Origin of the sequence: Pyxidicoccus sp. MSG2 (genome assembly GCF_026626705.1) — a bacterium.
Lineage (GTDB): Bacteria > Myxococcota > Myxococcia > Myxococcales > Myxococcaceae > Myxococcus.
In genome coordinates this window covers 3,052,245-3,078,130 of record NZ_JAPNKC010000001.1, presented here as the reverse complement: position 1 = coordinate 3,078,130, position 25,886 = coordinate 3,052,245, and the positions used below count along the sequence as shown (strand labels likewise).

At 72.0% G+C, this 25,886-nt stretch carries 17 protein-coding genes and 1 pseudogene; 13 read left to right on the top strand and 5 right to left on the bottom strand.

Features of this window, described 5'->3' with window-relative positions:
• Nucleotides 1-16: 16 nt before the first annotated feature.
• From OV427_RS11470 to def, 5 genes and pseudogenes are all read left to right on the top strand, one after another.
• A complete protein-coding gene (locus OV427_RS11470; RefSeq protein ID WP_267856116.1) occupies nucleotides 17-772 on the top strand; it encodes a hypothetical protein in 756 nt (251 codons plus the stop codon).
• A gap of 167 nt (nucleotides 773-939) precedes the next feature.
• The gene (locus OV427_RS11465; RefSeq protein WP_267856115.1) at nucleotides 940-1,563 is read left to right on the top strand and encodes a glutathione S-transferase family protein; all 624 of its coding nucleotides are present in this window, start codon (nucleotides 940-942) and stop codon (nucleotides 1,561-1,563) included.
• Nucleotides 1,564-1,875: 312 nt separating this feature from the next.
• Nucleotides 1,876-4,262, top strand: a pseudogene (gene priA, locus OV427_RS11460) (replication restart helicase PriA).
• 14 nt (nucleotides 4,263-4,276) lie between these two features.
• Nucleotides 4,277-9,514, top strand: a complete 5,238-nt coding sequence (locus tag OV427_RS11455) for a DnaJ domain-containing protein (protein WP_267856114.1) — start codon at nucleotides 4,277-4,279, stop codon at nucleotides 9,512-9,514.
• Nucleotides 9,515-9,599: 85 nt separating this feature from the next.
• Complete coding sequence (gene def / locus OV427_RS11450) at nucleotides 9,600-10,121, top strand: peptide deformylase (RefSeq protein ID WP_267856113.1); 522 nt, start codon at nucleotides 9,600-9,602, stop codon at nucleotides 10,119-10,121.
• Here the strand turns inward: def and nth are convergent.
• Nucleotides 10,118-10,810, bottom strand: coding sequence for an endonuclease III (nth, locus tag OV427_RS11445; protein ID WP_267856112.1), 693 nt, complete (start codon nucleotides 10,808-10,810; stop codon nucleotides 10,118-10,120). The two genes, def and nth, sit on opposite strands and share 4 nt — an antisense overlap.
• 30 nt (nucleotides 10,811-10,840) lie before the next feature.
• Between nth and ltaE the strand changes: the two genes are divergently transcribed.
• Entirely contained in the window at nucleotides 10,841-11,863 is a 1,023-nt protein-coding gene (gene ltaE, locus OV427_RS11440) for a low-specificity L-threonine aldolase (protein WP_267856111.1), read from the top strand.
• Nucleotides 11,864-12,287: 424 nt separating this feature from the next.
• Nucleotides 12,288-13,301, top strand: coding sequence for a M23 family metallopeptidase (locus tag OV427_RS11435; protein ID WP_267856110.1), 1,014 nt, complete (start codon nucleotides 12,288-12,290; stop codon nucleotides 13,299-13,301).
• A gap of 34 nt (nucleotides 13,302-13,335) precedes the next feature.
• Here the strand turns inward: OV427_RS11435 and OV427_RS11430 are convergent, their stop codons facing one another.
• Nucleotides 13,336-13,605 carry an HU family DNA-binding protein gene (locus OV427_RS11430; RefSeq protein ID WP_002635502.1) on the bottom strand — a complete coding sequence of 90 codons (270 nt, stop codon included), beginning with the start codon at nucleotides 13,603-13,605 and terminating at the stop codon, nucleotides 13,336-13,338.
• 325 nt (nucleotides 13,606-13,930) lie between these two features.
• Here OV427_RS11430 and OV427_RS11425 point away from each other — a divergent pair, with 325 nt between their 5' ends.
• Entirely contained in the window at nucleotides 13,931-15,499 is a 1,569-nt protein-coding gene (locus OV427_RS11425; protein WP_267856109.1) for a hypothetical protein, read from the top strand.
• Between the two features lie 18 nt (nucleotides 15,500-15,517).
• Here OV427_RS11425 and OV427_RS11420 read toward each other — a convergent pair whose 3' ends face one another.
• A complete protein-coding gene (locus tag OV427_RS11420) occupies nucleotides 15,518-16,636 on the bottom strand; it encodes an alpha/beta fold hydrolase (RefSeq protein ID WP_267856108.1) in 1,119 nt (372 codons plus the stop codon).
• A gap of 113 nt (nucleotides 16,637-16,749) precedes the next feature.
• Between OV427_RS11420 and pssA the strand changes: the two genes are divergently transcribed.
• The 4 genes from pssA (at nucleotide 16,750) to OV427_RS11400 (ending at nucleotide 21,326) form a co-directional block, all read left to right on the top strand.
• Nucleotides 16,750-17,625: a CDP-diacylglycerol--serine O-phosphatidyltransferase gene (gene pssA, locus OV427_RS11415; protein WP_267856107.1), complete on the top strand. Its 876-nt coding sequence runs from the start codon at nucleotides 16,750-16,752 to the stop codon at nucleotides 17,623-17,625.
• 162 nt (nucleotides 17,626-17,787) lie between these two features.
• A complete protein-coding gene (locus tag OV427_RS11410) occupies nucleotides 17,788-19,059 on the top strand; it encodes a CinA family nicotinamide mononucleotide deamidase-related protein (RefSeq protein ID WP_267856106.1) in 1,272 nt (423 codons plus the stop codon).
• Complete coding sequence (locus OV427_RS11405; protein ID WP_267856105.1) at nucleotides 19,056-20,759, top strand: hypothetical protein; 1,704 nt, start codon at nucleotides 19,056-19,058, stop codon at nucleotides 20,757-20,759. Before OV427_RS11410 ends, OV427_RS11405 begins: the two co-directional genes overlap by 4 nt.
• 57 nt (nucleotides 20,760-20,816) lie before the next feature.
• Entirely contained in the window at nucleotides 20,817-21,326 is a 510-nt protein-coding gene (locus OV427_RS11400) for a DUF1285 domain-containing protein (protein ID WP_267856104.1), read from the top strand.
• Here the strand turns inward: OV427_RS11400 and recA are convergent.
• Nucleotides 21,323-22,351 carry a recombinase RecA gene (gene recA / locus OV427_RS11395; protein WP_267856103.1) on the bottom strand — a complete coding sequence of 343 codons (1,029 nt, stop codon included), beginning with the start codon at nucleotides 22,349-22,351 and terminating at the stop codon, nucleotides 21,323-21,325. The genes OV427_RS11400 and recA overlap by 4 nt on opposite strands.
• Before the next feature lie 374 nt (nucleotides 22,352-22,725).
• Between recA and OV427_RS11390 the strand changes: the two genes are divergently transcribed.
• Nucleotides 22,726-24,114 carry an NAD(P)/FAD-dependent oxidoreductase gene (locus OV427_RS11390; protein ID WP_267856102.1) on the top strand — a complete coding sequence of 463 codons (1,389 nt, stop codon included), beginning with the start codon at nucleotides 22,726-22,728 and terminating at the stop codon, nucleotides 24,112-24,114.
• A gap of 21 nt (nucleotides 24,115-24,135) precedes the next feature.
• On the opposite strand, the gene OV427_RS11385 is transcribed toward OV427_RS11390, so the two are convergent.
• A complete protein-coding gene (locus OV427_RS11385) occupies nucleotides 24,136-25,761 on the bottom strand; it encodes a YifB family Mg chelatase-like AAA ATPase (protein ID WP_267856101.1) in 1,626 nt (541 codons plus the stop codon).
• Nucleotides 25,762-25,886: the final 125 nt, after the last annotated feature.

The following is a 25,886-nucleotide window of genomic DNA, read 5'->3' as shown; positions in this document are numbered from 1 at the left end:
TCAAGACGGAGAAGCCGTGAAGCGAACCGCCGCACTCCTGGCTGTCCTGGTTTCCTTCGCCGCGGGCGCGTACGTGCTGCCCGGAGGCTCCATCCTCCGTCGCATGGTCGCCGAGCGCGACGAGCTCAAGCTGTCCTCGCTCCGCGTGGAGGGCTCGCTCAGCTTCAGCGGCCCCGCCGTGAAGGAAGCGGGCGCGGCGCTGGGCACGCCCACGGACCGCCCGGAGGTGCAGGGCGACGGCATCCTCTCCATCCGCGTGCCGGGGCGCTGCCGCTTCGACGCCGCCGTGCCCGACGGCAACGCGCGCGCCGCCGCCATCCAGGCGGGAGGCCGCCGCCGCTCGGAGGGCACCGAGGTGCCGTCCATGTCGGTGCTCGTCTCGCAGGTGTGTCCGATTCTGGCCGCTGGCGGCGGCAGCGTGCAGGACGTCAAGGAGGCCCTGCAGGAGCACCTGCAGACGCTGGGCGTCGAGACGGGGCGCACCGGGCTGGCGCGCTTCGGCGGCGAGGTGGCGTACGTCCTCGGCGAGATGGCCGAGGGCCGCCCGCAGTTCTGGGTCTACAAGGACTCCTTCCGTCCGGCGCGGCTGCGCTACACGGACACCGCCAACAACGCCTGGGACATCCGCTTCCTCGACTACACGTCCCCGGCCACCGGCGAGTGGATGCCGCGCACCATCGAGGTCTGGCGCGGCGGCCAGCGCGCCCTGCGCTTCACCGCGCTCAAGGGCGACAGCCGCGCCACGCTGTCGGAGAAGCTCTTCACGCCGTAGCCGCCTCGTCACACGCGCGTGCCATTGACGCGGCCCGACGTGTGGGCCGTGGTGTGTGCCGCTGTACCTCCCGCGTCTGGAGGCTTGCGGCGCGCGCGGCCCCCGAAGAAAGTCCGCCCGCGCCCGGCCGGGGCTCCACCCGGCCCGCCACACAAGAGGAGTGCCACATGAAGCTGTACGGCCACCCGATGAGCACCTGTACGCGCAAGGTCCTCACCACCCTGGCGGAGAAGGGCCAGGAGGCCCAGTTCGTCCTCGTGGACCTGATGAAGGGCGAGCACAAGCAGCCCGCGCACCTGGCGCGCCAGCCGTTCGGCGTCATCCCGGCGCTCGAGGACGACGGCAACATGCTCTACGAGTCGCGCGCCATCATGCGCTACCTGGACCGCAAGCTGCCGGGCACCTCGCTCACGCCCGCGGACCCGCGCGCCTACGGGCTGATGGAGCAGTACATCAGCGTGGAGCAGTCCTACTTCTCGCCCGCGGCGATGAAGGTCATCATGGAGCGCCTCTTCAAGCCGCACATGGGCGGCGGCGCGGCGGACGAGGCCCGCGTCGCGGAGGGTCTCCAGGGCGTGGACAAGGTCTTCGGCATCATCGACCCGGTGCTGGGCAAGCAGCAGTACCTCGCGGGTGACAGCTTCTCCCTCGCCGAGGTGTCCTGGCTGCCGTACCTGGAGTTCTTCGTGGCCGCCGGCGGCGCGGACGTCCTCAACAAGCACAAGAACGTGGCCGCCTGGTGGAACCGCATCAGCAGCCGCCCGTCCTGGAAGAAGGCCACCGGCAAGTAGTCGGCCTGTGCTTCGCGGCACGGGTGGTGCGCTGTCCCGCGCCATCCGTGCCCCTCGCGGCACCGTCGAGGCCCGTGCCTCCAGTGCCGCTCGCTGCTCGAAGGGCCATGCCCTCGCGGCCCGTTCTACTCGCTGTGCCTGCTCGAAGGCTTGCGGCGTGACAGCCGCGGGTCACGCGTGTGCCCGGATGCAAGGGCGACACGCACGTCGTGGCCGCGACGGAGGACCTGGCAGGGCATGTCAGACCCTCGGGGCACTGTGTCACCTGGTAGCAGGACGGAAGGGGCTGGGGTGGCGGTTGAAGGGAGCATCATGGAGCAGCAAGCCTTGTGGGACGACGCGCAGGCGGAGCGGACGGAGGCCTCCCCCACCCGGGGTTCCATGTCCGTGCGTACCTCCGGTGCGAGGAGTCGCCGGGAACTGTCCGAGCCCGAAGGCGCCGCTACAGTGGGCGCCGCAGTGAGCCCTCCCGTCCTGGCCTCCATCGCCGTTGGCCGCCCCGTCCGGGGCGAGTTCACCTACTCGGTGCCGGACGCGCTCGCCGGCCAGCTGTCGCCGGGCCAGCGCGTGCTGGTCCCTTCGGCCGGGGCACCGCGCTGGGCTTCTACCTCGGGCCCGCCTCCCCTCCGGCCGAGGAGGGCGTGAAGCTCAAGCCCATCCAGCGCGTGCTGGAGGACTCGCCGTCGCTGCCGAAGGACCTCATCGCCCTGCTGCGCTTCGCGGCCGTGCACTACCGCTACCCGCTGGGCGAGGTCATCCGCGGCGCGCTGCCTCCCGGCCTGTCGAAGGCGGTGGACGAGAAGGAAGCGAAGCAGGACGTGCAGCTCTTCGCGGTGGCGCTCATCAACGAGGTGCCCCCGGAGCTCCACCGCGCTCCCGCCCAGTCCGCCGCGCTTGCCTACCTGCTGGCCGTGGGAGGGCGCGCGCCGCTGGAGGAGGTCTCCCACGCGATTCCGGGCGCGCGCGAGACGCTGAAGAAGCTCGCCGCGCGCGGCATGGCGCGGATTGAAGAGAAGAAGCTGGAGGCCGGCGTGAAGGACGGCCTCATGCAGGGCCGCCCCGAGCGCCTCACCCCGGAGCAGGGCACCTCCGTGACGGAGCTGCGCGCGGCCCTGGACACGGGCGAGTTCCAGCCGTTCCTCCTGCACGGCGTCACCGGCAGCGGGAAGACGGAGGTGTACCTGCGCGCGGCGGAGCATGCGCTGGCGCAGGGCAAGGGCAGCCTCATCCTCGTGCCGGAAATCGCGCTCACGCCGCAGCTCGTGGGCCGCTTCCGCAGCCGCTTCGGCGCGGAGGTGGCGGTGCTGCACTCGGCGCTGAAGGACCGCGAGCGGCTCTTCCACTGGCAGGCGCTGCGCCGGGGCGACGTGAAGATTGCCGTCGGCGTGCGCTCGGCGGTGTTCGCTCCGGTGGACAACCTGGGGCTCATCGTCGTGGACGAGGAGCATGACCCCTCCTTCAAGCAGGAGGAGAAGCTGCGCTACCAGGCCAGAGACCTCGCCGTGGTGCGCGGCAAGCAGGCCAACGCGGTGGTGGTGCTGGGCTCGGCCACGCCGTCGCTGGAGACGCTGGAGAACGTGCGGCGCGGTCGCTACCGGTTGCTGGAGTTGAAGAACCGCGTGGACGACCGGCCCATGCCCACCATCGAACTGGTGGACCTGCGCGTGGAGCGTCCCCGAGAGGGCGTGGTGACGGAGGAGGCGCCCATCCTCAGCCCTCCGCTGCTGGCGGCGATGGAGGAGACGATTGGCAAGGGGCAGCAGGTCATCCTCTTCCTCAACCGGCGCGGCCACAGCACGGTGCTCCTGTGCGAGGTGTGCGGCCTGTCGCTCAAGTGCAGCGAGTGCGACGTGTGCCTCACGCACCACCGCTCGCAGAACCGGGTGGTGTGCCACTACTGCGGGCTGGCCATGCCGGTGCCGGAGCGGTGCACGGAGTGCACCGGCCCCCTGCTCAAGCTGGGCATCGGCACGGAGAAGGTGGAAGCCGAGGTGCTGGAGCGCATCCCCACCGCGCGCGTGGCGCGGCTGGACAGGGACTCGGCCACCAGTGCGGAGCGGCTGACGGAGATGCTGGCGTCGTTCGCACGCCGCGAATTGGACGTGCTCGTGGGCACGCAGATGGTGGCCAAGGGGCATGACTTCCCGGGCGTGACGCTGGTGTGCGTCGTCATGGCGGACACGTCGCTGGCCATCCCGGACTTCCGCGCCTCTGAGCGCACCTTCCACCTGCTCACCCAGGTGTCCGGGCGCGCGGGACGGGGCAAGGACCCGGGGCGCGTGCTGGTGCAGACGTACAACCCGGACGCGGAGCCGGTGAGGCGCGTGCTGGCCCACGACTTCGACGGCTTCGCGAAGCAGGAACTGGACTGGCGCAAGGCGCTGGCGTACCCGCCCTACTCGCGCATGGCGGCCATCCGCCTGGAGGGCGAGCATCCCGAGCAGGTGGCCAGCGTGGCACGGCACCTGGGCAACCTCGTCTCGCGGCACATGCCGCCTGCTTCGGCGGGGGTGCGCCTCTTGGGGCCGGCGCTGGCGCCCATCTCCCGCATCCGGGGGAAGACGCGCTGGCAGTTGCTCGTGAAGGGGCCGACGCATGCGTCGCTTGCCCCGCTGCTTGGCCGGATGGAGGCGGCCCTGGGGGACGTACCGTCCGGGGTGAAGGTCGTGATCGACGTGGATCCGGGGGCCATGCTGTAGACTCGGTGCCCCCCATGGGCGCACCGGTCCTCCTCGTTCACGACGACATCGCCACCATCGCCGCGGTGCGGCGTCTGCTCACGCGCGAAGGGTACGAGGTCATCCTCGCCACCTCCGCCGCGGACGCCCTCATCGGCTTCGGTCACCACCAGCCCGTGCTCGTCGTGCTCGCTCCGGGGGTGGAGAGCGGGCGCGGCCACGTGGTGCTGGAGGAGTTGCTCCAGCATCCGGATGGGAAGAAGGCCCGCGTGCTGCTGCTGGGCGAGCCGATTCCCGGCTTCAGCGCCCCGGTGGCCTCGCTGCCGCTGGACGGTACGGGCTTCATGGCCCTGGTGACCTCGCTCCTCCGCGCGCCGACGGAGGCGGATGCCTGGCACGTGGTGGAGAACCGCAGCCTGCCCGCGTCCGGTGCCGGGCCCCAGGCGGATGACGGCGAGGCGTGGCATGCGACGGCGCCGCGCCCGGTGGGGGGAGACCCCGCGCTGGCGAACGCGCTCTTCGGCGACCTGGCACCGCTGCACCAGACGGACTGGGAAGTGGCGGCGATGACGCGCGAGGAGCGCAGCGCGCACGAGGAGGCCCAGCAGCGCGAGCACCAGACGACGCTCGTCATGTACTCCGCCATGGAGCTGGCGCACCAGGAGGTGGAGGCGCAGGCGATGGCCTCCATCGACTCGGCGCTCGCGTCGGGTGGTGCGGAGTCGGCGGATGGCTGGGGCGAGGGCATGCCCGAGACTCCGGCGGTGGATGGGGCGGGGGCGTCCGGTGCGGAGCTTGCGTCCGGTGACGTGGACGCGGAGGTCCGCGCGGAGACCGAGCGCCTGGCGCAGCTGGAGATTGACGCGGCACTGGCGCGGGAGCAGGCGGAGCTGGGGTCGGAGCTTGCGCCGCCCCCGGGGCAGCTCGCGTGGACGGAGGAGCCCGTGTCGCAGTCCGCGGCGCGGCCGGTGACTCCGGCGCCGAGGCTGGGAGACGAGGGATTCTTCGACGTCGACACGCCGGGAGCCGAGCAGGGCGTTGGGCCCTCCGACGTGACGCCGGGAGAGCAGCCCTTCGTGGCGGCCGCGGCGGAGACTCCGTCGTGGATGGAGCTGCCTCCGGACCCGGAGATGGAGAACACCGCGAGGATGGCGGTGGGGTGGGGCGAGACGGCTCCGGCAGGTGTGGCCCCTGGAAGAAGCGGGAGCGGCACCCTGACGGCGGACGCGTCCTCCAGCGAGCAGGGCTCGGAGTGGGGGACGGAGGCCGAGCTGGGCGAGGAGCCCTCTGCGGCGGACATGCCGGCTGAAAGTGCTCCGGCGGCGGATTCGGCGGATGGGGACCTCGCGGACGGCGCGGGTGACGAGGAGGCCGTGCCGTCGGCCTGGGATGTGTTGGAGGCGGAGCTGCAGGCCTCGGTGCGGGCTCGCGAGGAGGCGGAGGCGGGCACGTCCGCGGCCGATGACGGCACGTCCACAGCCGATGCGGGCACGTCCGCGGTCGATGCGGGAGAGACGGCTCCGGCCGCGGGTTTGTATGACGACTGGAGCAGCGCGGAGCCGGACGACCCCGTGGGCGAGACACCGGTCTCGGCGGTGGGTTCGCTCGACTCGGAGGCGTCCAGCACCTTGGCGCCGGGGGTGGAAGAGGCTTCCGCGTGGAGCGACGCGGATGCGGCCAGTGCCGACGCCGCGGCCACGGGCGCGGACCCGGGCGGCAGCGCCCCAGAAATCGCGAACACCGTTGAGCCGGGCACCAGCGCGGGTGCGGACTGGTTCGACTCGGACACGGACGGTGTCGCCGCGACTTCGACCGGGCCGACGACACTCCTGGAATGGCCGCGGTCCGGAACGGAGCCCGAATCCCCGGCCCTCCCGTCGGACGGGACGGAAGCGGACGGGGCCGGTTACTCCGACGCGGACGCGCCGAGCTACCCGGATGCGGACGCGCCCTCCTACGCGGAGCAGTCGCTGGCACCCGTGGAGGAGGCCGCTGTCGCCATCCCCGGTGCCGCGACCCCCGCGCTGCTGGCGCAGTGGCAGGCACAGCAGGAAGAGGCGGAGCGGCAGCTCGAAGAGGCGCACGAGCGGGTGCGCTCGGTGCGGGCCGAGCTCGACAAGGAAATCGCACTCCACCGCGAGACGGAACAGCAGTTCGTGGAGGCGCGCGAGCTGAGCGAGTCGCTGCGCGGCGTCCTGGACCGCGAGGCCGCGCTGCGAGTCGAGGCGGAGGCCGCGCGGGAGCAGGAGGCGTCACTCCGGCTCGTGGCGCAGGAGTTGGCGGAGGCGGCCCGTGAGCGGGAGCAGGCGCTCGACGAGGAGCGCTCGCGCGAGACGGCGCTGCGGCTCGAAGCGGAGCACCAGGTCCACGCCCTTCAGGAACGGCTCGCGGCGCTGGAAGAAGAGCACTCGCGAGCCGAGTTGCTGCGCCGCGAGGCCGAGGCGCAGCTCGAGGTCGTCCAGCAGCGTGACTCCGGGCTGGAGTCCGAGCGGGCCGGGGAGCTGGAGCAACTGCGCGAGCAGGTGGCCACGCTCCAGGCGAAGCTCGACGAGGCGGAGACCCGTGCCGGCTCCGAGGCTCGCGAGCGCGCCACCGTGGACGCCGCCGCGAGGGCGGCGCTGGGGCGCATCGAGGAGCGCGAGCAGGACTTCGCCGAGCTGCGTGGGCAGCTCGATGCGCTGAAGGCGGAGGTGGGCGAGCAGACCCGCCTTCGCGAAGAGGCGCAGGCGCGTGCGGAGGAGGCAGCGGACCGGGCCCGCGAGGAAGCGGAAGCGCGAGCCGAGGTGGAGACGCGCGCCATCGACGCGGAAGCGCGAGCCGAGGCCCAGGAGCGGGCCCGGGTGGCAGCGGAGGTCCGGGCACAGGACGCCTCGTCGGCCAGCGACGAAGCCCGGGTGCGCTCCGACGCGGAGGCGCTGGCGCGCAGCGAGCTGCAGGTGCGCATCGAGAAGCTCGAAGCGCGACTCCGTGAGGAGACGAAGGCCCGTACCTCGGCGGAGACTCGCGCCAAGGCGGCGATGCAGGCGCTGAAGGAAATCGAGACGAGGCTCGAGTCCGAGGCCGCCGGACGTGTCGAGGCCGAAGGCCGCGCCGAGGCCGAGGCGAAGGCCCGTCGGGATGCGGACTCCCGCGCCGAGTCGGCGGAGACGGCGACCTCCGCGGCGGAGGACCGGGCCGAGGCGGAGATTCGCGCCCGTGAGGCCGCGGAGTCGCGAGCGGAGGCAGAGGCGGAGGCCCGGCTCGCGGCGGAGACCCGGGCGACGTCCGAAGCCAGCGCCCGAGCCGACGCGGAGGTCCGCGCGGAGCTGGCGACCCAGGCACAGTCCGAGGAGGAGGAGCGCGCGGAGTCCGCGGCGGAGGCCTGCCAGAAGGCCGAGGATCGCGTCCTGGCGGAAGCCCGCCTCCGTGAGGCCGCGGAGTCGCGTGCGGAGACGGAGTCGAAGCAGCGCGCCGAGGCGGAAGCCCGCGCCGAAGCCGAAGCCCGACTGCGTGAAGAAGCCGAGGCCCGCGCTGAAGCGGAGTCGAAGCTGCGCCTCGAAGCCGAGGCCCGTGCCGACGCGGAGTCGACGAAGCGCACCGAGGCGGAAGCCCGCACCGAGGCGGAAGCGCGGCAGCGTGCCCAGGCGGAGGAGCGCGCCGAGTCCGAGGCCCGTGCCCGTGCTGAATTCGAGGCCCGCGCCGAAGCAGGAGCGACCTCCAGCACCGAGTCCGAGGCCCGCGCCGAAGCCGAAGCAAAGCGCCGTGCCGAAGCGGAGGCCCACGCGCAGTCCGAGTCCAAGGCCCGTGCGGAAGCCGAGGCCCGCGTGCAGCAGGCCGCGCAGGCCGCAACCGAGGCAGCCGCCCGCGCGAAGGCCGAGGGTCGCCACCGCACCGCCCTGGAGGTCCGCCTCGAAGCCGAGGCCAACCAGCGCGCGGCCGCGGAGACGCGAATCGAAGAAGAGATTCGCGCCAGGAACGCCGCCGAAGCGCAGCTCGCCACCTTCCAGGGAAGGCTCGAGCAGGCCCGCCAGGCCTCCGAGAGCATCCGCCAGGAGCTCGCCCGCGAGCGCGAGGCGCGAGAGGCCGTGGAGAAGTCGCTGGAAGCCCTGCGGGCGGAGAAGGCCCAGCTGGAAGCCGATGCCGTCGAGCAGCGCGCCCAGGCCGAGCGCGAGCGCCACGAGCTGGAAGAGCGCGGGCATCGCGAGGCCGAGGAGGCCGCCGCGCAGGCCCGTGCCGCGCTCCTCCCGCTGGAGGCCCCGCCCGGCCGGCCCGAGCTGGCGGTGGCCCGCAGCGGCAGCGTCACCCAGGACGGCCTCGCGAAGCTGGTGCTCCGGCTCTGCGAGGCGCGCATGGAGATGCGCCTGGAGCTGAAGGTGATGAACGCCCTGCGCGTCCTCTGGCTGCGGGACGGCGCGCTCGTCGGTGCCGTCTCCTCCGCACCGGGGGAGTCGCTCATCGACCGGGCCCGCGCGGATGGCCTCATCGACGCGCGCCAGGAAGGCGAGCTGCGCCTGGTGCGCAGCGCCACCACCGGCGCGCTGCTGGACGCCCTCCGGGGCCGCGGCTACCTGCGCGAGTCCGAGTCCGTTCCGCTCGTGCAGCGCTACACGGAGCAGGTCTTCCTCGACGCGCTCGCCGAGCCCTCCACGCTCTACCGGCTGGTGCCGGAGCCCGCGCCGCACGAGGTGGCGCTCGCCGCCGCCACGCGCCCGCCGCTGCACCTGCTGGCCGAGGCGCTGCGCAACACGCTCTCCGCCGAGTCCCTGCTGGAGGCCGCCGGCAGCCTTCGCACCCGCGTCACCCGGGGCGACCTCCACCTGGCCCCCGACGACTTCGGCCTGTCCTCCCGTGACTTGCAGCTCCTCTCGCAGGTGGACGGCGAGCACACGCTGGAGGCGCTGCTCCTGGGCGCGGGGCTGCCGCAGGAGTCCGCCCTCAAGTCGCTCGCGGTGGCGCGGACGCTCGGCCTCATCTCGCTCCAGGACGCCGGCGACGAGGACTCCGGCGAGCTGCCCCCGGAGCTGGACGTGCGTCGCCTCGAGGCGAAGTTCGAGGAGATTCAGGACGCCGACTACTTCACCGTGCTGGGACTGGCCCGCACGGCGGGCAGCGAGGAGGTCAAGCGCGCGTACGAGCTGCTGGCCGCCGAGTTCCACCCGCTGCGCTTCGCCGGCCACCCGGACCCGGCGCTCCAGCACCGCGCGCAGCAGATTCGCAGCGTGCTCTCCGAGGCCGCCCAGGCGCTGGGGGATGACCGGCTGCGCGCGGAGTACGCCCGCAGCCTGCTCGACTGACGCACGGTGGCCCGCCGTGCACTCGGAGGCACGGGGCCATCACCGGCGGTTGCCCGGCCGCTCCGGTTGGAGTTAAGACGGCCCCATGGTTCGCGAGATCCTGATCTGGCCCGACCCCGTCCTGAAGCAGAAGGCCCGGCCCGTGGCGAAGGTGGACGAAGCCGTCCGAGTCCTCGTGAAGGACATGTTCGAGACGATGTACTCCGCCGAGGGCGTGGGGCTCGCCGCCCCGCAGGTGGGCGTGCTCCAGCGCATCATCGTCCTGGACACCACCCCCAGCCAGCCCGAGTCCAAGCCCATCGCGATGATCAACCCGGAGCTCATCGCCCTGGAGGGCGAGACGACCTACAGCGAGGGCTGTCTGTCCATCCCCGGTGAGTCCGAGGACGTGGACCGGGCCGCCGTCGTCACGGTGAAGTTCCTCGACGTGGAGGGCCAGGAGCAGACGCTGCGCTGCGACGGGCTGCTCGCCATCGCCGTGCAGCACGAGACGGACCACCTCAACGGCACCGTCTTCGTGGACCACGTCTCCACGCTGAAGCGCGAGCTCATCCGCAAGCGGATGAAGCGCCTCAAGACCTCGCGCGAGACGGGCGTGCGGGTCTAGCGGACGCCCTTCTTCGGACACAGGTCCGCGACGACGCAGCGCCCGCACTCGGGTGAGCGGGCGAAGCACGTGCGCCGTCCATGCCACACCAGGAGCTGGTGCCCCAGGGCCCACCGCTCCGCGGGCAGCACGGCCTGCATGTCCAGCTCCACCTTGTCGGGGTCCTCCCGCGTGGTGAAGCCGAGCCGGTACGCCAGCCGCTTCACGTGGGTATCCACGGGGAAGGCCGCGTCGCCGCCCAGGTGGATGCACACCACGCCGGCCGTCTTGCGGCCCACGCCCGGCAGTTGCTCCAGCACGTCGCGCTGGAGGGGGACCTGGCCGGCGTGCTCCTGCACGAGAGCCCGGGCGGCGGCGACGATGTTCTTCGCCTTGGCGCGGTACAGGCCGCAGGTGCGGATGAACGGCTCCACGTCCGTCGGTTCTGCTCCGGCGTACGCCCGGGCGTCGGGGAAGCGCTGGAAGAGGGCGGGGGTGACGAGGTTGACCCGCTTGTCCGTACACTGGGCGGAGAGGATGACGGCCACCAGCAACTCGAGGGGCGTCCGGTAGTCCAGCTCGATGCGGGCGTCCGGCATGTCGGCCTGCAACCGGTCCATCACCGCCACCGCGCGCTTCCGCTTCTCCGCTGCGTTCTCACGTCCAGGCACGCGGCCGTTGTATGTCACCCCTGACGCGAGCCCAAGCACCGGCCAGGGCCCACCTTTTTCGAGAGACCCATGAAGCCCATCGACTTCCGCTCCGATACCGTCACGAAGCCCACCCCCGCCATGCGCCGCGCCATCGCCGAGGCCGACGTGGGAGACGACGTCTATGGCGAGGACCCCACCGTGTTCCGCCTGGAGGCACGGGTGGCGGAGCGGCTCGGGCTGGAGGCGGCCGTCTTCGTGCCGTCGGGCACGCAGGCCAACCAGATTGCCATCGGCGCGCACTGCCGCCAGGGCGACGAGGTCCTCACCGAGGCGGGCAGCCACATCATCCAGTACGAGGGCGGCGCGGTACCGGCGCTGTGGGGCGTGCAGCCGGCGCAGCTTCCGGGGCAGCGGGGCCTGCTGACGCCGGAGCAGGTGACGGAGGCGGTGCGCGCGGAGAACATCCACGCGCCGCGCACGCGCCTGCTGTCGCTGGAGAACACGCACAACCGCGGGGGCGGCTCGGTGTGGCCGGTGGAGCGCTTCCGCGCGGTGGTGGAGGCTGCGCGCCAGGCGAAGCTGGCGGTGCACCTGGACGGCGCGCGCCTGTTCAACGCCGAGGTGGCCGCGGGCGTGCCGGTGTCCGCGTGGTCGAAGCTGACGGACTCGACGTCGGTGTGCTTCTCGAAGGGGCTGGGCGCGCCGGTGGGCTCGGTGCTGGCGGGCCGGGCGGACGTCATCCATGAGGCGCGGCGGCTGCGCAAGCGGCTGGGCGGCGGCATGCGGCAGGCGGGCATGCTGGCGGCGGCGGCGCTGTACGCGCTCGACAACCATGTGGCCCGGCTCGCCGAGGACCACGCGAATGCGCGCCGGCTGGCGGCGGGGCTGGCGGAAGTCCCGGGCGTGAAGGTGGACTCGGCGCAGGTGGAGACCAACATGGTCTTCGCGGAGTTCTCCAAGCCCGCGTCGGAGATGGTGGCGCTGCTGACGAAGCAGGGCGTGCTGACGAATCCCACCGGTCCGCGCACGCTGCGCCTCGTGACCCACCTGGACGTGTCCGCCGCGGACATCGACGAGGCCGTGGCCCGCATTCGTCGCACCGTCGCCTGATTCACGGCGCGGGAAGCCACGGAGCCCCTTTGGGGGGAGCCCCCGAAGGGACGTTCCTTCCGCGTCCCGTTGCGGCCGGCTCAGCACGTCCCGCCTCGCCCTCCGGGGTGGGTTCCCGGAAGGAACGCTCCTTCCGCTTCCGCTGCTCGCGGGCTCGGGGCGGTCCTCCCGGAAGGAACGCTCCTTCTGCTTCCGCTGCTTGCGGGCTCGGGGCGGTCCTCCCGGAAGGAACGCTCCTTCCGCTTCCGCTGCTCGCGGACGGGGACAAGTGTCCATGTCCCATGGGCCCTTCCCACGTCCTGTCCGAGGGCGTGGTGTGGCACGCGCCCCCACGCCGCGTGAAACGCGGGACTGTCCGACACCCGTCGCCCACTCCCGCGGCGTGAGGAGGGGCCCGGGCGTGGCGTGGTAGGCTCACCGTGCCGTGCGTCGCTTCAGCCTCCTCGTCATCCTCACTGCTTGTGCCTGCGCCGCGCCGCGCGCGGAGCCGAAGATGAGCTTCGACGAGCTCTACGGCTCCCCGGGCCCGGACGACGAGCGCTCGAGGCCCTCTGCCAGCCAGGGGCCCGCGGTGCACGAGTCCGCCCCCGAATCCTCCGGGGCGCTCGAAGCCGTGCTCGCCGCGTTCACCGAGCGGGCCCGGACGTACCGTGCCCAGGTGGCGCGGGGCGGGGCGATGCCGGCATCCCAGGCAGAGAACTGGGAGGCGATGAACCGCGCGCTGGACGGTTTCCTGGCGCGGCCGGTGAAGGGCACCGACGCACGCGACGTGCTCCGTGCCCGGAGCGTGCTGGAGGCCGAGCTGGAGCAGGACGGCCGGACCTACGGCGACATGCCGGGCGCGCTGGCGGAGGCGGTGGTGCTGCGCGTGGGCCGGCTCGCCGTGCGCATGGCGGAATTGCGGCGCCTGGAGCACCCGGAAGAGACGAACGGGCTCCCGCGCCTGGCGTGGCCCCTGGCCCCGGTCTCCATCACCAGCCTCTTCGGCCAGCGCTGGCACCCGATACTGGGGGAGAACCGGCGCCACCTGGGCGTGGACCTGGCCGCGCAACAGGGACAGGTCATCTACACGGCAGAGAAGGGCGTGGTGCTGCGCGCGGGGTGGAACGGCGACCACGGCAACCAGGTGGAGGTGCAGCACGCCGGCCGCTGGGTGACGCGCTACAGCCACCTGTCGCGCGTGCTGGTGGAGCCGGGCGAAATCCTGGAGCGAGGCGACGCGCTGGGCCTCGCCGGAGAGACGGGGCTCGCCACGGGCGTCCACCTCCACTTCGAGCTGTGGCGTGACGGCCAGGCGCTGGACCCGCTGGACGCGCTGGGCGGCGACGAGGCGTCCCCGGTGGAGGGTCCGGTGGAGGGCCCGCCCATGGCGCGGGGCCACATGCCGACGGACCCCGCAACGCATCAGGGGCGCCGACCTGTGGGTCAGCGCCCCTGAACGAGGACCGGGGCCGCCAGGGCGGGTGCACCGCTCAGAGCGAGTTCTTCAGCTCCTTGGCGGGCCGGAAGCCGATGGTCTTCGAGGCCTTCAGCTTCATCATCTCGTTCGTCTGCGGGTTGCGGATCTTCCGCGCCTTGCGCGAGCGCACCGACCAGGTGCCGAAGCCGGGGTAGCTGAAGCGGGCGTCCTTCTTCACCGCCTTGCCGATGTTGGTGAAGACGATGTCGAGGATCTGCGCCGCGGACTTCTTGGTGAGACGTGTCTGCGCCGCCACCACCTCGACGAGCTCTGCCTTGGTCATTACGCCCCTCCGTCCTTGCGTTGTCTGTTCTTGAATGTGCTTGACCCGAACGGTGGTAACAAATCGCTCTTTTCCCTGTCAATGCTGGCCGCGCTCCGAGGCCGGAAAATCGGCCTCGGACGAAAAGTTGGCTCTCTGAAACAGCGGGCTTACAGAGGAGAAGTCCGCCGCGCGTGTCACATTCCAACACTCCACCCGCAGTGAGGTTTTGAGTGTGGTGTGTGATCGTGATTGGAAGAAAGTCTTTGGAATATTGATCACTTGGCAGGTGGTGCTGATCGCATTCCGTGTGCCCGCGCGGGAAGGCGCTAGAGTGCCCGGCTGCGTGCGCTTCCGAACGGTCCTCCCGCTGCTCCTCGCGCTGTGTACCTGCCGGGGTCCGGCGCCTCGCGAGGCGACCCGGCCTGGCGGGGAGAGTCGCACCCACGTGTGGGTGGACGCGGCGGGTCGCGTCCCCGGGGACGGCACGCGGGAGCAGCCCCTCCGCTCGCTGGCCGAGGCGCTGATCCGCCCCGGTCCGCTCACGGTGCACCTGGGGGCGGGGACGTACGCGGGGCCCTTCACGCTGCCGGAGGGCGTACGGCTGGAGGGGCTGGGGCCGGCCTCGGTGCTGTCCACGGAAGGGGCGGAAGCGCCGGTGCTGCGGGCAGGCCGGGACGCGGCGCTTGTGGACCTCGAGGTGCGGGGTGGGGGCTGGGGGCTGGAAGTGGGGGGCGGGCGGGTGCGGGTGGAGCGGGTGGGCTTCAGCGGCCAGCGGACGGGCGCGGTGAGGGTGGAGGCCGGGCGGCTGGAGGTGGAGTCCGGCCGCTTCGAGGCCACCGTGCCGGGAACCACGGGGGTGCTGCTGGAGGGCGCGCAGCCAGAAGCGGCAGGCGGGGCCGAGGCGGGGACGCCGCGAGCATCAGGGGTTCAGGGTGAGCCGCCGGAGCCCGCTCCACGAGCGCCCATCGCGCGGGCACAGGCGGTCGAGGCCCGCATCACCGCCAGCGCCTTCACCGGTCCCTACCGGCGCGCGGTGCGGGTGCGCGGGGCCGGGGCCCGCGTGGAGCTGGCGGACGTGAAGTTCTCCGGTCCGGACTCCGCGGTCGGCGTGGACGCCGGGCACGCGGACGTACGGCACGCAGTGGCGGAGGGCGGCAAGGGCTCGGCCTTCTCCGTGGTGGACGGCGCGCTGATCCTCGAGGACGTGCGGGTGACGGGGCACGAGTACGGCCTGTCGGCCACCCGGGCGCGGACGCTCGAGGTGCGGCGCTTCACCTCGGTGCGCGCCGAGCGCGCCGGCCTGGGCGTGGTGGGCAGCCGGGGCGTGCTGGAGGACGTGGTGGTGCGGGACAGCGGCGACTACGGCGGGCTGCAGCTCGTGGGCGGGGACCTCCAGGTCCAGCGCTTCCGCGTGGAAGGCTCGGCCGAGTACGGCCTGTCGGCCCTGCACGGAAGGCTGCGGCTGCGCGACGGCACCATCCTCCGGGTGCGCTCGGCGGATGGGTCAGCCGGGGACGGCCTGCAGTTGCGCGAGGTGGAGGCCGACGTGGAAGGCGTGGTGGTGCGCGAAGTGGCGGGCTCGTGCGTCCTGGCGGCGCAGGCGGCCCACGTGAAGCTGCGCGACGCGGAGCTGAGCGGGTGCCGGTACTCGGGACTCGCGGTGGACACGCAGGCCTGGCTGGAGGCCACGGGGGTGGTCATCGATGGCGCCGGAGCGGCCATGACGGCCACGGGCCAGGGGGAGCTGCGGGTGGACGGGCTCACCGCGAGCGGGCTGGGGGACGGGCTCGTCTGGGCCGATTGCCAGGGCAACACGCGAGTGAGTCTGGAGCGCGTGCGCTCGGAGGACGCGCGCGGCCTGCCGACTCCCTGTGTCGCCGGCCATCCCGAGAAGACAGCCGCACCTCGCTGACCGCCGCGCGCGAGGACCTCAAGCCGGAGGCTGCACGTCCTCGGAGGGAAGCCGCGTGGCATGGCGCTCCAGCCACTCGCGGATGAGGGGGTAGACCTCCTGGGGCGCGCCGGCGCCGAAGATGAGGTCGCCGTGCCCGTAGTCCATCTTGTCGCCGTGGTCCCTGCCGAAGATGTGCAGCGCGCGGTCCGGCGCGGTGGCGAGCGCGAACTGGGACTCCACGTTCTGCGCCGTGGCCAGCCGGTCCGAGCTGCCGCCCATGACGAGCAGCGGAAGCTGCAAGCGCGAGATGCCCGCGCGCCAGTCCGTGGCGCGGTCGAAGGAGCGGAACGCATCGTGCTCAATCCAGTCCTGGAACTGGAGCAGCACCTTGCGGCTCATCGACGACATCATGTTCGCGTAGACCTGCCGCTGGATGCGCGGGGGGATGTGCTCGGGGTTCACCATCAAGTCCGAGAGGGGCAGGGTGACGTAGCCGAGGAAGGGCGCGAGGCTGGCGCTCATCCACTCATGCCGGAAGCGCGCGGGCCATGCGGCGCGCACACCCAGGGAGATGAGCGCGCGCATCAGGGGCCCGGACTTGAAGTGCACGGGGGCTCCCAGGGTGAGCAGCCCGGCCAGCTTCGGCCCCTCGGGGCCCTGCGCCACCCCGTAGCCCACCAGCCCTCCCAGCGAGTGGCCGAGCCAGAAGGCCCGTTTCGCCCCGGTCTCCTTCAGCGCCAGTTCCAGCAGCGCCGGCCCGTCATGGAGGATGTGGTCGTCGATGGTGAAGTCCGTGTACCGTCGGCCCCGGGGCGGCAGGCGCGAGTGCCCGGTGCCGCGCCACTCCACGCTGAAGCAGTCGAAGCCGGCGTCGGCCAGGTAGTGCGCCACGGAGTAGGGCGGCTCGAAGTCGAAGGTGAACCGGTTGGCGGCCAGCCCGTGGCACAGCAGCACCGGCTCCTCGAAGCGGCGCACCGGCGCGCGCCGGACATGGACGGTCAACTCCCAGCCGTCGTCGCACCGGACACGGAGGGCCTGGGGCAGCTCCGTCCGGAGGCGGTACCACCGTCGGACGGCCGCGACCCATATGACGTTCCACAGCACCAGGGCGAGCACGGCGACCAGCACCCACACGCCCCACCGCCAAGCATCCATTCCGCCTCCTTAACGGACCCCAGGGTGACGTTGACGCAAATAAAACCCTGCTAAGGTCGGTTCACCCGCCGTCCTGTTGCCGGAACTCACGGGCATCAGAGGAAGTCGAGGGAATGATGAAGTTGCGGAAACTGATGTTCGTGCTCCCGAACCTTTTCACCGTCACGTCCATCTTCTGTGGCTTCTATGCCATCACCCTGTGCTCGGGCGAGGCCGGTCCCGTGCAGCTCTACCAGGCGGCCCTGGCCATCTTCTTCGCCATGTTCTTCGACGGGTGCGACGGCCGGGTGGCCCGCCTGACGAAGACGCAGAGCGACTTCGGCGTGCAGCTCGACAGCCTGGCGGACGTCATCTCGTTCGGGGCCGCGCCGGGCCTGCTGGTCTACAAGTGGGCGCTCGCGCCGCTGGGCTTCGTGGGCCTGTTCATCTCCTTCGCGTTCGCCGCGTGCGGCGCGATGCGGCTGGCGCGCTTCAACGTGCTGGCGGCGCGCAACCCGCACGGCGGCGGTGGGCGCTTCTTCGTGGGGCTGCCCATCCCGGTTGCCGCGGGCATGCTGGTGTCGGTCATCATCTCCCACCACGCGGCGGCGGGCGGTGCGCCCCTGGGCGAGGCCGCCGCCATGCCGATGGCCGTGGCCGTGGCCGGGCTGTCGCTGCTGATGGTGTCGACGGTGCGCTACCGCACCTTCAAGGACACGCGGCCGAACCGGAAGAGCGCGCTGGTCTTCATGCTGGTGGTGCTCGGCGGCGTGGTGATTGCCACGCAGTTCCACCCGGCCTGGGTGCTGGTGGCCTGCTGCGGCGCCTACCTGGCGGTGGGCCTGGTGGAGTCCGCGGTGCACGTGCGCAGTCACCTGGTGGCGCGCAAGGTGGCCGCCGGCTCGGTGGCCGCGGTGGCCGTGGCCTCCGTCATCGACGATGAGGACGAGGACGAAGAGGACGCCGAGGAAGACGCCGGCCCGGGCAACGACGGCCCGGCGTACCTGTAGTCCGTCATCGAGTCACGGTGTCGGCGGCCCCGGAGTGGAACGGGGCTGCCCCCGAGCAGTGGGTGTCCCGCCGGAATGCCAGATTCCGGGACGCCGGGTGGCGGAAGGGGCGCTCCTTCAATCCGTGCCGCCGCCGCCCGCTGCCGCTAGGATGCGCGGCCCATGCGCGTCGAGCTGCTGTGCACCGGTGACGAGCTCGTCACCGGCCTCATCACGGACACGAACAGCACGTACCTGGAGGCCCGCCTCTTCGACCTGGGAGTGAAGGTCGAGCGCGTGGTGCTCGTGGGCGACGTGCGGCCGGACATCACCCATGCGCTGCTGGCCGCGGCCTCGCGCGCGGACGTGGTGGTGGTGTCCGGGGGCCTGGGCCCCACGTCGGACGACTTCACGCTCGAGTGCGCCGCCGCGGCCGCGGGCGTGCCGATGACGGAGGACGCCCGGGTGCTCGGCTGGCTGCGTGAGCGCTACGCCGAGAGGGGCATGTCCCCCAACCTCAACGCGGGTCAGCTGCGCATGGCGCGCATCCCCCAGGGCTCCGAGCCGGTGCGCAACCCGGCGGGCTCCGCGCCCCTCGTCATCCTCACCCTGGGCCGCTGCCGGCTGTTCTTCCTGCCCGGCGTGCCGCGCGAGTACCGGGCCCTGCTGGACGGCGAGGTGCTGCCGCGCATCCGCACGTGGCTGGAGGCGGAGCCCGGCCGCATGCACCGTGCCTTCCGGCTGCTGCGCACGGTGGGCATGGGTGAGTCGGTCTTGGACCAGCAGGTGATGCCCCTGGCTCCGAGCCACCCCCGGGTGGTGTTCGGCTTCCGCACGCACGCGCCGGAGAACCACCTGAAGCTGATGGCCGAGGCGCCCTCGCAGTCCGAGGCCGACGCCGCGCTCGCCGCCGCGGAGGCGGACTGCCGCCGGGTGCTGGGCGCGAGCGTGTTCGGCGCGGATGCGGAGGAGTACGCAGCGGCGCTGCTCGAGAAGCTCGGGCGCGCGAAGGCCACGCTGGCGGCGGCGGAGAGCTGCACCGGTGGCCTCATCGCCCAGCAACTCACCGCGGTGCCGGGGGCCAGCAGCGTCTTCATCGGCGGCGCGGTGGTGTACTCGGAGAAGATGAAGACCGCATGGGTGGGCGTTCCGCCGGCGGTGCTGGAGCGCCACACGGCGGTGTCCCGCGAGACGGCCATCGCCATGGCCGAGGGCGTCCGCGCCGCCTGTGGCACCACGTACGGCCTGTCGGTGACGGGCTACGCTGGTCCGGGCGGAGGCACGCCGGAGGACCCGGTGGGCACCGTGTACTGCGCGCTGGCTGGCGCGGGGATGCCCACCCGCTGCGAGCGCATCACCCTCTCCGGCGACCGCGACCGCGTGCGCCTGTTCGCCGCTTCCCACACGCTGGAGATGCTGCGGCAGCACCTGCTCGCCGCGGCCGCCACCCCATGAGCCGCTCCAAGTCCAAGCGCCCCCGTCCGTCCTCCCCCGCGCGAGGCACCTCCAGCCCGGCCGGCACCTCTGGGCCCACCGAGGGGAAGGGCCCCTCGGGCGCGGCCGCGCCAGCATCCGCTTCCGATTCACGCGCTGCCGGTACGGGGGGCAAGGCCGCACCGACGTCTGCTTCCGGGCACGACGGCACGGGAGGCACGGCCGCGCCGGAGTCCACGTCCGGGCACGTTCGTGCCGACACGGGCGCCAACGCCGGGGCCGGCGCCGACAACGCCGGCACCGAGAGCCCGTCGCCCTCCGCGTCCGAGCCCAGCCACTCCGGCACGAGCCCTGCGTCCGGCTCCGCCGTCCCGCCGCGAGGCACGACTCCGGCGCCCTCGGGAGGCCTGCCGCTGAACATCCTGCGCGTGTGGCTGTCCGCCTACCGCGTGGAGGTGGTGCTGTTCCTCGTGTCCTTCGTGGTGCTGGCCAGCTTCAGCTCGCAGCGGTTCCTGCGCCAGAGCGCGGCGCCGCACTTCGTCTACCAGGCGCAGTCGTGGCTGGACGGCCGGCCGGACATCGACCCGCAGGTGCTGCCGAACCTGGAGGACTGGGCCTGTGTGCGACTGGTGGACGGCGAGAAGGTCCGCTGCGAGGGCCGGCCGCTCCCGAGCGACCGCTGGTTCGTGAGCTTCCCGTCCTTCCCCGCCGTGGTCATGCTGCCCTTCGTCGCGCTGCACGGCTACCAGTTCAACGACACCTCCTTCGACGTCATCGTCGGCGCGCTGGCGGTGGCGCTCTTCTATTCGCTGCTGCGCTTCCTCGCGAAGGAGGGCGAGTCGGCGCGCGGCCGCGACGAGAACATCGCCCTCGCGCTCATCCTCGCCTTCGGTACCCTGTTCTTCTACTGCGCCATCCGCGGCGAGGTCTGGTTCAGCGCCGAGGTCATGGGCGTGGCCTTCACCTGTCTCTACGTGCGCAACGGGGTGCGCGCCCACCGGCCCGTGCTCGCCGGCCTGTTCTTCTCCATGGCCACGCTGACCCGCACGCCGCTGTTCTTCACGGGCGTCTTCTTCGTCCTGGAGGCACTGTGCCCCGGGCCGGAGCCCCGCCTGGAGCAGCTCAAGGCCCTGGGCCGGAACTGGAAGCCCGCGGCGCGCAAGGTGGGCCTGTTCGCCCTGGGAGCCGCGCCCCTCGGGTTGATCGCGGCCGCGTACAACGTCTACCGCTTCGGCCGTCCCGGGGAGTTCGGCCACCGCTTCCTCTTCAACAACCGCGTCAACGCGGACATCGACCACCGGGGCCTGTTCCATTGGGAGTACCTGCCGCGCAACCTGGAGGCCGCGTTCCTCAAGCTGCCGAAGGTGTCGCTGGAGCCGCTGCGCCTGGCCTATGACCCGTATGGCCTGACGCTGCTGCTGACGCTGCCGCTGCTCGTCTTCCTGCTCATTCCGAAGACGCGCCCGCGCCTGCACTGGTCGCTGTGGCTCACCGTGGCCGCGTGCGCGCTGCCGGGCCTGCTGTACCAGAACACCGGCTACATGCAGTTCGGCTTCCGCTTCAGCCTCGACTACACGCCCTACCTCCTGTTGCTCTTCGCCGTCGGCGGCTGGTCGCTGCGCAACCGCGCGGTGATGGCCGCGGTGGCGCTCGGCGTGCTGGTGAACTTCTGGGGCGCCGTGGCCTTCCGTGGCTACACGGAGCTTGTCCGGAACTGGTAGGCGCCCGGGGTCCACGGGCTTGAATCCTCCGCGCCCCGCGCGCACATAAGAGAGGCCATGCAACCTCCCACCGGACAGCCCCCTCCCGGCAAGCGCTGGCACACCCGCGAGGACAGCGGCATCCGCCTCGACGCCACCCTTCGCTGGTGGCACGACGACGAGCCCATCCAGCACCCGAAAATCATCGAGCTCTTCAACAGCTCCCTGGTGCTGGACGAGGAGGACCGCTACCAGCTGCGCATCGGCAAGGACTGGTGCTACGTCCAGGTGGAGGGCGCCGCCTACGAGGTGCGCACGGTGGACGTCACCTCGGACGAGCGGGTCTCCGTCCGCTTGAGCGACCGCACGGCCGAGGCGTTGGAACCCTCCACCCTGCAGGTGGACCCCGACGGTGTCCTGTCCTGCCGGGTGAAGCAGGGCCGCGCCCGGGCGCGCTTCTCCCGCGATGCCCAGTACCAGCTCGGTCAGCTCCTGGAGGAGGGGACCGACGGCGGCCTCGTGCTGTGCGCGGGGCAGCGCCGGATGCCCCTGCCTGTCTCCCTGGACGCGCTGCAGGCCTCGTCCTAGGCGGCGGCCTCCGTGGAGGCGAGAGGGCAGGGGAGGGCCGTCGTGCCCGTGAGCTCCCTGCCGAGCGCCTCCAGCACGTCCGGGTGCTCGCGCAGCCACTCCGCGGCGCGCTCGCGGCCCTGGCCGATGCGCTCCCCGCGCAGGCTGAAGTGGCTGCCCGACTTCTCGATGAGGCCCGTGGCCACGCCCAGGTCCAGCACCTCGCCCGTGCGGTGGATGCCGCTGCCGTAGAGCAGGTCGAACTCGGCCTCCTGGAAGGGCGGCGCCATCTTGTTCTTCACCACCTTCACCCTCGCCCTCGAGCCGACCACCGCGTCCCCGTCCTTGAGGTTGCCCGTGCGGCGAATCTCCATCCGCACCGACGCGTAGAACTTCAGCGCGTTGCCGCCCGTCGTCGTCTCCGGGTTGCCGAACATCACGCCAATCTTCATGCGAATCTGGTTGATGAAGATGATGCACGTGCCGGAACGACTCACCGCGCCGGTGAGCTTGCGCAGCGCCTGGCTCATCAGCCGCGCCTGCACGCCCATGTGCGCGTCCCCCATCTCCCCTTCGATTTCGGCCCTGGGCACCAGCGCCGCCACCGAGTCCACCACGATGAGGTCCACCGCCCCCGAGCGCACGAGCTGCTCGGTGATTTCCAGCGCCTGCTCACCGGTGTCCGGCTGCGACACCAGCAATTCCTCCACCTTCACGCCCAGCTTGCGCGCATAGGACACGTCCAGCGCGTGTTCCGCGTCGATGAAGGCCGCCACGCCGCCCACGGTCTGCACCTGCGCAATCGCATGCAGCGTGAGCGTCGTCTTGCCCGAGGACTCGTTGCCGAACACCTCCACCACCCGGCCACGCGGGTAGCCGCCCACGCCGAGCGCCCGGTCCACCCCCACCGAGCCCGAGGGGATGACCGCCACCTTCTGCTCCCGGCCCTCGCCCCCGAGCGTCATCACCGCGCCCCGGCCGAACTGCTTCTCGATTGACGCCACCGCTGCCGCTACCGCCTTCAGCTTCTCCGTGAGCTTGCTCATCGCGTCCTCGGCTCCCTCGCCGCCCTGCCTGTGAGTGGATGCTGCGCCACGTGCGCGGCCTCGAGCCGCGGGCCGGGCGCATCGGGCGGGCAGGTGAGCAACGGCCATGCCGGGCCCTACATCCTCGGGAGCGAGGCTTCGAAGCCGTCCACGCGCGTGGCCGGAGTCCCGCGCGGCGGAGGGTGCCGGTTGCGTCAGGGATTGAAGGCGGGCTGTGCGCGGGGGCCCGCCAGGCCCCATCATGCGCAACGTCAGGTGAGGTGTTCTTATGGTGCCACTGTGAGCTGTTACCTGTTCTTCTGGATGCATCCAGGGGAGCGCCCGGCTGGCTGCTCGCGAGTTGGCGCTTCGCGTTGAAGTTTGGGGGGGAGGGTATGACTTTCTTCCGCGTGAGCCCGAAACGCGAAGACCTGCCCCATGTGGTCATCCTCGGCGGAGGCTTCGCCGGTCTCTACGCCGCGAAGCACCTCTACAAACGGCCCGTGCGCGTCACGGTGGTGGACCGGCACAACCACCACCTCTTCCAGCCGCTGCTGTACCAGGTGGCCACCGCGACGCTCAGCCCGAGCGAGATTGCCGCGCCCCTACGCGGGGTGCTGGGCCCTCACAACGTGGGCGTGGTGCTGGCGGAGGTGACGGGGGTGGACACGGTCGGCAAGCGCGTGCTGCTGACGGATGGCGAGCTGAAGTACGACTATCTCGTCATCGCCACCGGGGCCACGCACTCCTACTTCGGCAATGACCATTGGGCGCGGTTCGCGCCGGGGCTGAAGTCCATCGAGGACGCGGTGGAAATCCGCCGCCGCATCCTGATGGCCTTCGAGCTGGCAGAGCGCGAGACGGACCCGGAGGCCCGCCGCGCGCTGCTCAACTTCGTCATCATCGGCGGAGGCCCCACCGGCGTGGAGCTGGCGGGCGCGCTGGCGGAGATCAGCCGCCATTCCCTGCCCGGTGACTTCCAGAACATCGACCCTCGCGATGCGCGCATCATCCTCATCGAGGGTGTGAGCAACGTGCTGCCCGTCTACCCCGAGGACCTGTCCCTCAAGGCACTTCGCACGTTGGAGAAGCTGGGCGTCGAGGTCCGCACGGGCGCCCGCGTCACCAACATCGACGAGACGGGTGTGTTCATCGGCGCCGAGCACATCCCGGCCCGCACGGTGCTGTGGGCGGCGGGAGTGGCCGCCTCCCCGGTGGCCCGCACGCTGGGCGTGGAGCTGGACCGCGCCGGCCGCGTGCAGGTGACGCCCGAGCTGACGGTGCCCGGGCACGACGACATCTTCGTCGCCGGAGACCTCGCCTCCGTGCAGGGGGCTGATGGAAAGCCCGTCCCGGGCCTCGCGCCCGCGGCGATGCAGATGGGCAAGCAGGTGGCTCTCAACATCCGCCACCGGCTGATGGGCAAGCCCATGCAGCCCTTCAAGTACTGGGACCGCGGCTCCTACGCGGTGATTGGCCGCGGGCACGCGGTGGGCATCGCCTTCCGCCACTTCAAGCAGTCCGGCTTCTCCGCCTGGGCGGCCTGGCTGCTCATCCACATCACCTTCCTCATCGGCTTCCGCAGCCGGCTGGCGGTGCTGCTCGACTGGGCATACTCGTACCTGACGTTCTCCAAGTCGGCCCGCATCATCACCGGCCCCACGCCGCGACTGGACCGGCCGCCCGCGCGGTTGGAGCTTCCGGCTGGCGGCGCGATGAACGTCGACGCCGCCACCCGCGCCGCCGTCACCCGCCAGGAGCCCACCGTGCCCGCGAGGCACTGACGTCCCGGCCCAGTCCCAGCGTCACTCCCGGGGACTCGCCGGCCCGGACGACTTGGGCGGCCAGAGGGAGGGTTCCGCCTGGGAAGCCCGGGGCCCCTGCGTACTGGCGTGTGGATGGTTCACCCGGTCCAGCATCCGGAAGTCGATGGCGAGCTGGATGTCCACCTCCTCGATGCGTGCATGCCCCTCGAGGTCCGTGCGGGTGAGGGCGACCTTGAGGATGCGGTCATGGGCGCGCGCGGACAGCCCGTACTTGCGCACCGCCCGCTCCAGCATCGTCTCGGCGCGCGAGCTCATGACGCAGTGGCGGCGCAGCAGGTGGGGCGGGAGCTGTGCGTTGCAGTGCACGCCGGGCTCATCGCGGTAGCGGGCCCGCTGGCGCTCGCGCGCGGCCTGGACCCGCTCGCGATAGTAGTGGCTCGTCGGCTCCCTCGAATCCGCGCGTGCCAGGTGCTGGTACTCCACCGGTCGCGTCTGCAGGGTCATGTCGATGCGGTCCAGCAGGGGACCGCTCACCCGGGTGTTGTATTCGAAGCGGCGGTAGTCCGCGCAGGTGCAGACGCGTCCGGCGACGCCGTAGTAGCCGCAGGGACACGGGTTCATCGCCGCCACCAGCATCACCCGGCACGGGTAGGTGATGTGCTGGTTGGCCCGCGCCAGATGGATGACGCCTTCTTCCAGCGGCTGGCGGAGGACCTCGAGCACGTTCTTCCGGAACTCCGGCAGCTCGTCGAGGAAGAGCACCCCGTTGTGCGCCAGGGACAGCTCTCCGGGCCGCGCCGCGGCGCCGCCGCCCACCAGTCCCGCGTCGGAGAGGGTGTGGTGTGGCGCCCGGAAGGGCCGCTCGCGCATCAGCGCGTGCCCCTCCGCCAGCAGGCCCAGCACCGAGTAGACCTTCGTCACCTCCAGCGCCTCGGGGAAGGTCATCTCCGGGAGGATGCCGGGCAGCCGCCGCGCCAGCATGGTCTTCCCGGAGCCGGGCGGTCCGCTGAGCAGCAGGTTGTGGCCTCCGGCGGCCGCCATCTCCAAAGCCAGCTTCAGCTCCGGCTGGCCCCGCACGTCCGCCATGTCCGGCCCCGTCCCGTCCCGCCCGGGCACGTCGGCGTCCTCCTCTCGGACGTAGGGCGCAACAGGCCTCACCCCCGTCAGGTGGTCCACCGCCTCGCGCAGGTGTGTCACCGGAAGCACTCGCAGCCCCTCCACCAGGGCCGCCTCGGGAGCGTTGGCCGCCGGCAGCATGACGCCCTCGAAGCCGTGGTTGCGCGCCGCCACGGCCAGCGGCAGCGCGCCCTTGATGGGCCGGAGCGAGCCGTCCAGCGAGAGCTCCCCGCCAAAGAGGAGGCGCGCCACGGAGGCTTCCTCCAACTGCTTCGCCGCCACCAGCACGCCCAGGGCAATGGGCAGCTCGAAGGCCGCTCCCTCCTTCTTCAAATCCGCGGGAGCCAGATTCACGGTGATCCGCTTCTGGGGCAGCTCGAAGCCCGTGTTCTTCAGCGCGGAGATGACGCGCACCTTCGATTCGCGCACCGCCCCTTCCGCCTGCCCCACGACGTTGAAGTAGGGGAGGCCGAGCGCCATGTCGACCTCGCACTCCACCACCACCGCGTCGATGCCCAGCAACGCCCCCGACCGCACCCGCGCCAGCATGTCCCGTCCTTCCCCGAAGCCGCCGCCTCCCTCTCAGCAATGCCCATACCGCCACCTACCCGAGGCGGAGGGCCCCACCCTCCAATCCACCGCGGTGGATGCCCATCCCGGCACCCGGAACGCCA

Bases quoted from the DNA above. Each gene is read 5' to 3' on its own strand.
- OV427_RS11465 (WP_267856115.1), top strand. From the start codon at position 940: ATGAAGCTGTACGGCCACCCGATGAGCACCTGTACGCGCAAGGTCCTC.
- OV427_RS11420 (WP_267856108.1), bottom strand. From the start codon at position 16,636: ATGGATGCTTGGCGGTGGGGCGTGTGGGTGCTGGTCGCCGTGCTCGCC.
- OV427_RS11430 (WP_002635502.1), bottom strand. From the start codon at position 13,605: ATGACCAAGGCAGAGCTCGTCGAGGTGGTGGCGGCGCAGACACGTCTC.
- ltaE (WP_267856111.1), top strand. From the start codon at position 10,841: ATGAAGCCCATCGACTTCCGCTCCGATACCGTCACGAAGCCCACCCCC.
- OV427_RS11390 (WP_267856102.1), top strand. From the start codon at position 22,726: ATGACTTTCTTCCGCGTGAGCCCGAAACGCGAAGACCTGCCCCATGTG.
- OV427_RS11405 (WP_267856105.1), top strand. From the start codon at position 19,056: ATGAGCCGCTCCAAGTCCAAGCGCCCCCGTCCGTCCTCCCCCGCGCGA.
- OV427_RS11385 (WP_267856101.1), bottom strand. From the start codon at position 25,761: ATGCTGGCGCGGGTGCGGTCGGGGGCGTTGCTGGGCATCGACGCGGTG.
- OV427_RS11455 (WP_267856114.1), top strand. From the start codon at position 4,277: ATGGGCGCACCGGTCCTCCTCGTTCACGACGACATCGCCACCATCGCC.
- pssA (WP_267856107.1), top strand. From the start codon at position 16,750: ATGATGAAGTTGCGGAAACTGATGTTCGTGCTCCCGAACCTTTTCACC.
- OV427_RS11410 (WP_267856106.1), top strand. From the start codon at position 17,788: ATGCGCGTCGAGCTGCTGTGCACCGGTGACGAGCTCGTCACCGGCCTC.
- def (WP_267856113.1), top strand. From the start codon at position 9,600: ATGGTTCGCGAGATCCTGATCTGGCCCGACCCCGTCCTGAAGCAGAAG.
- OV427_RS11400 (WP_267856104.1), top strand. From the start codon at position 20,817: ATGCAACCTCCCACCGGACAGCCCCCTCCCGGCAAGCGCTGGCACACC.
- recA (WP_267856103.1), bottom strand. From the start codon at position 22,351: ATGAGCAAGCTCACGGAGAAGCTGAAGGCGGTAGCGGCAGCGGTGGCG.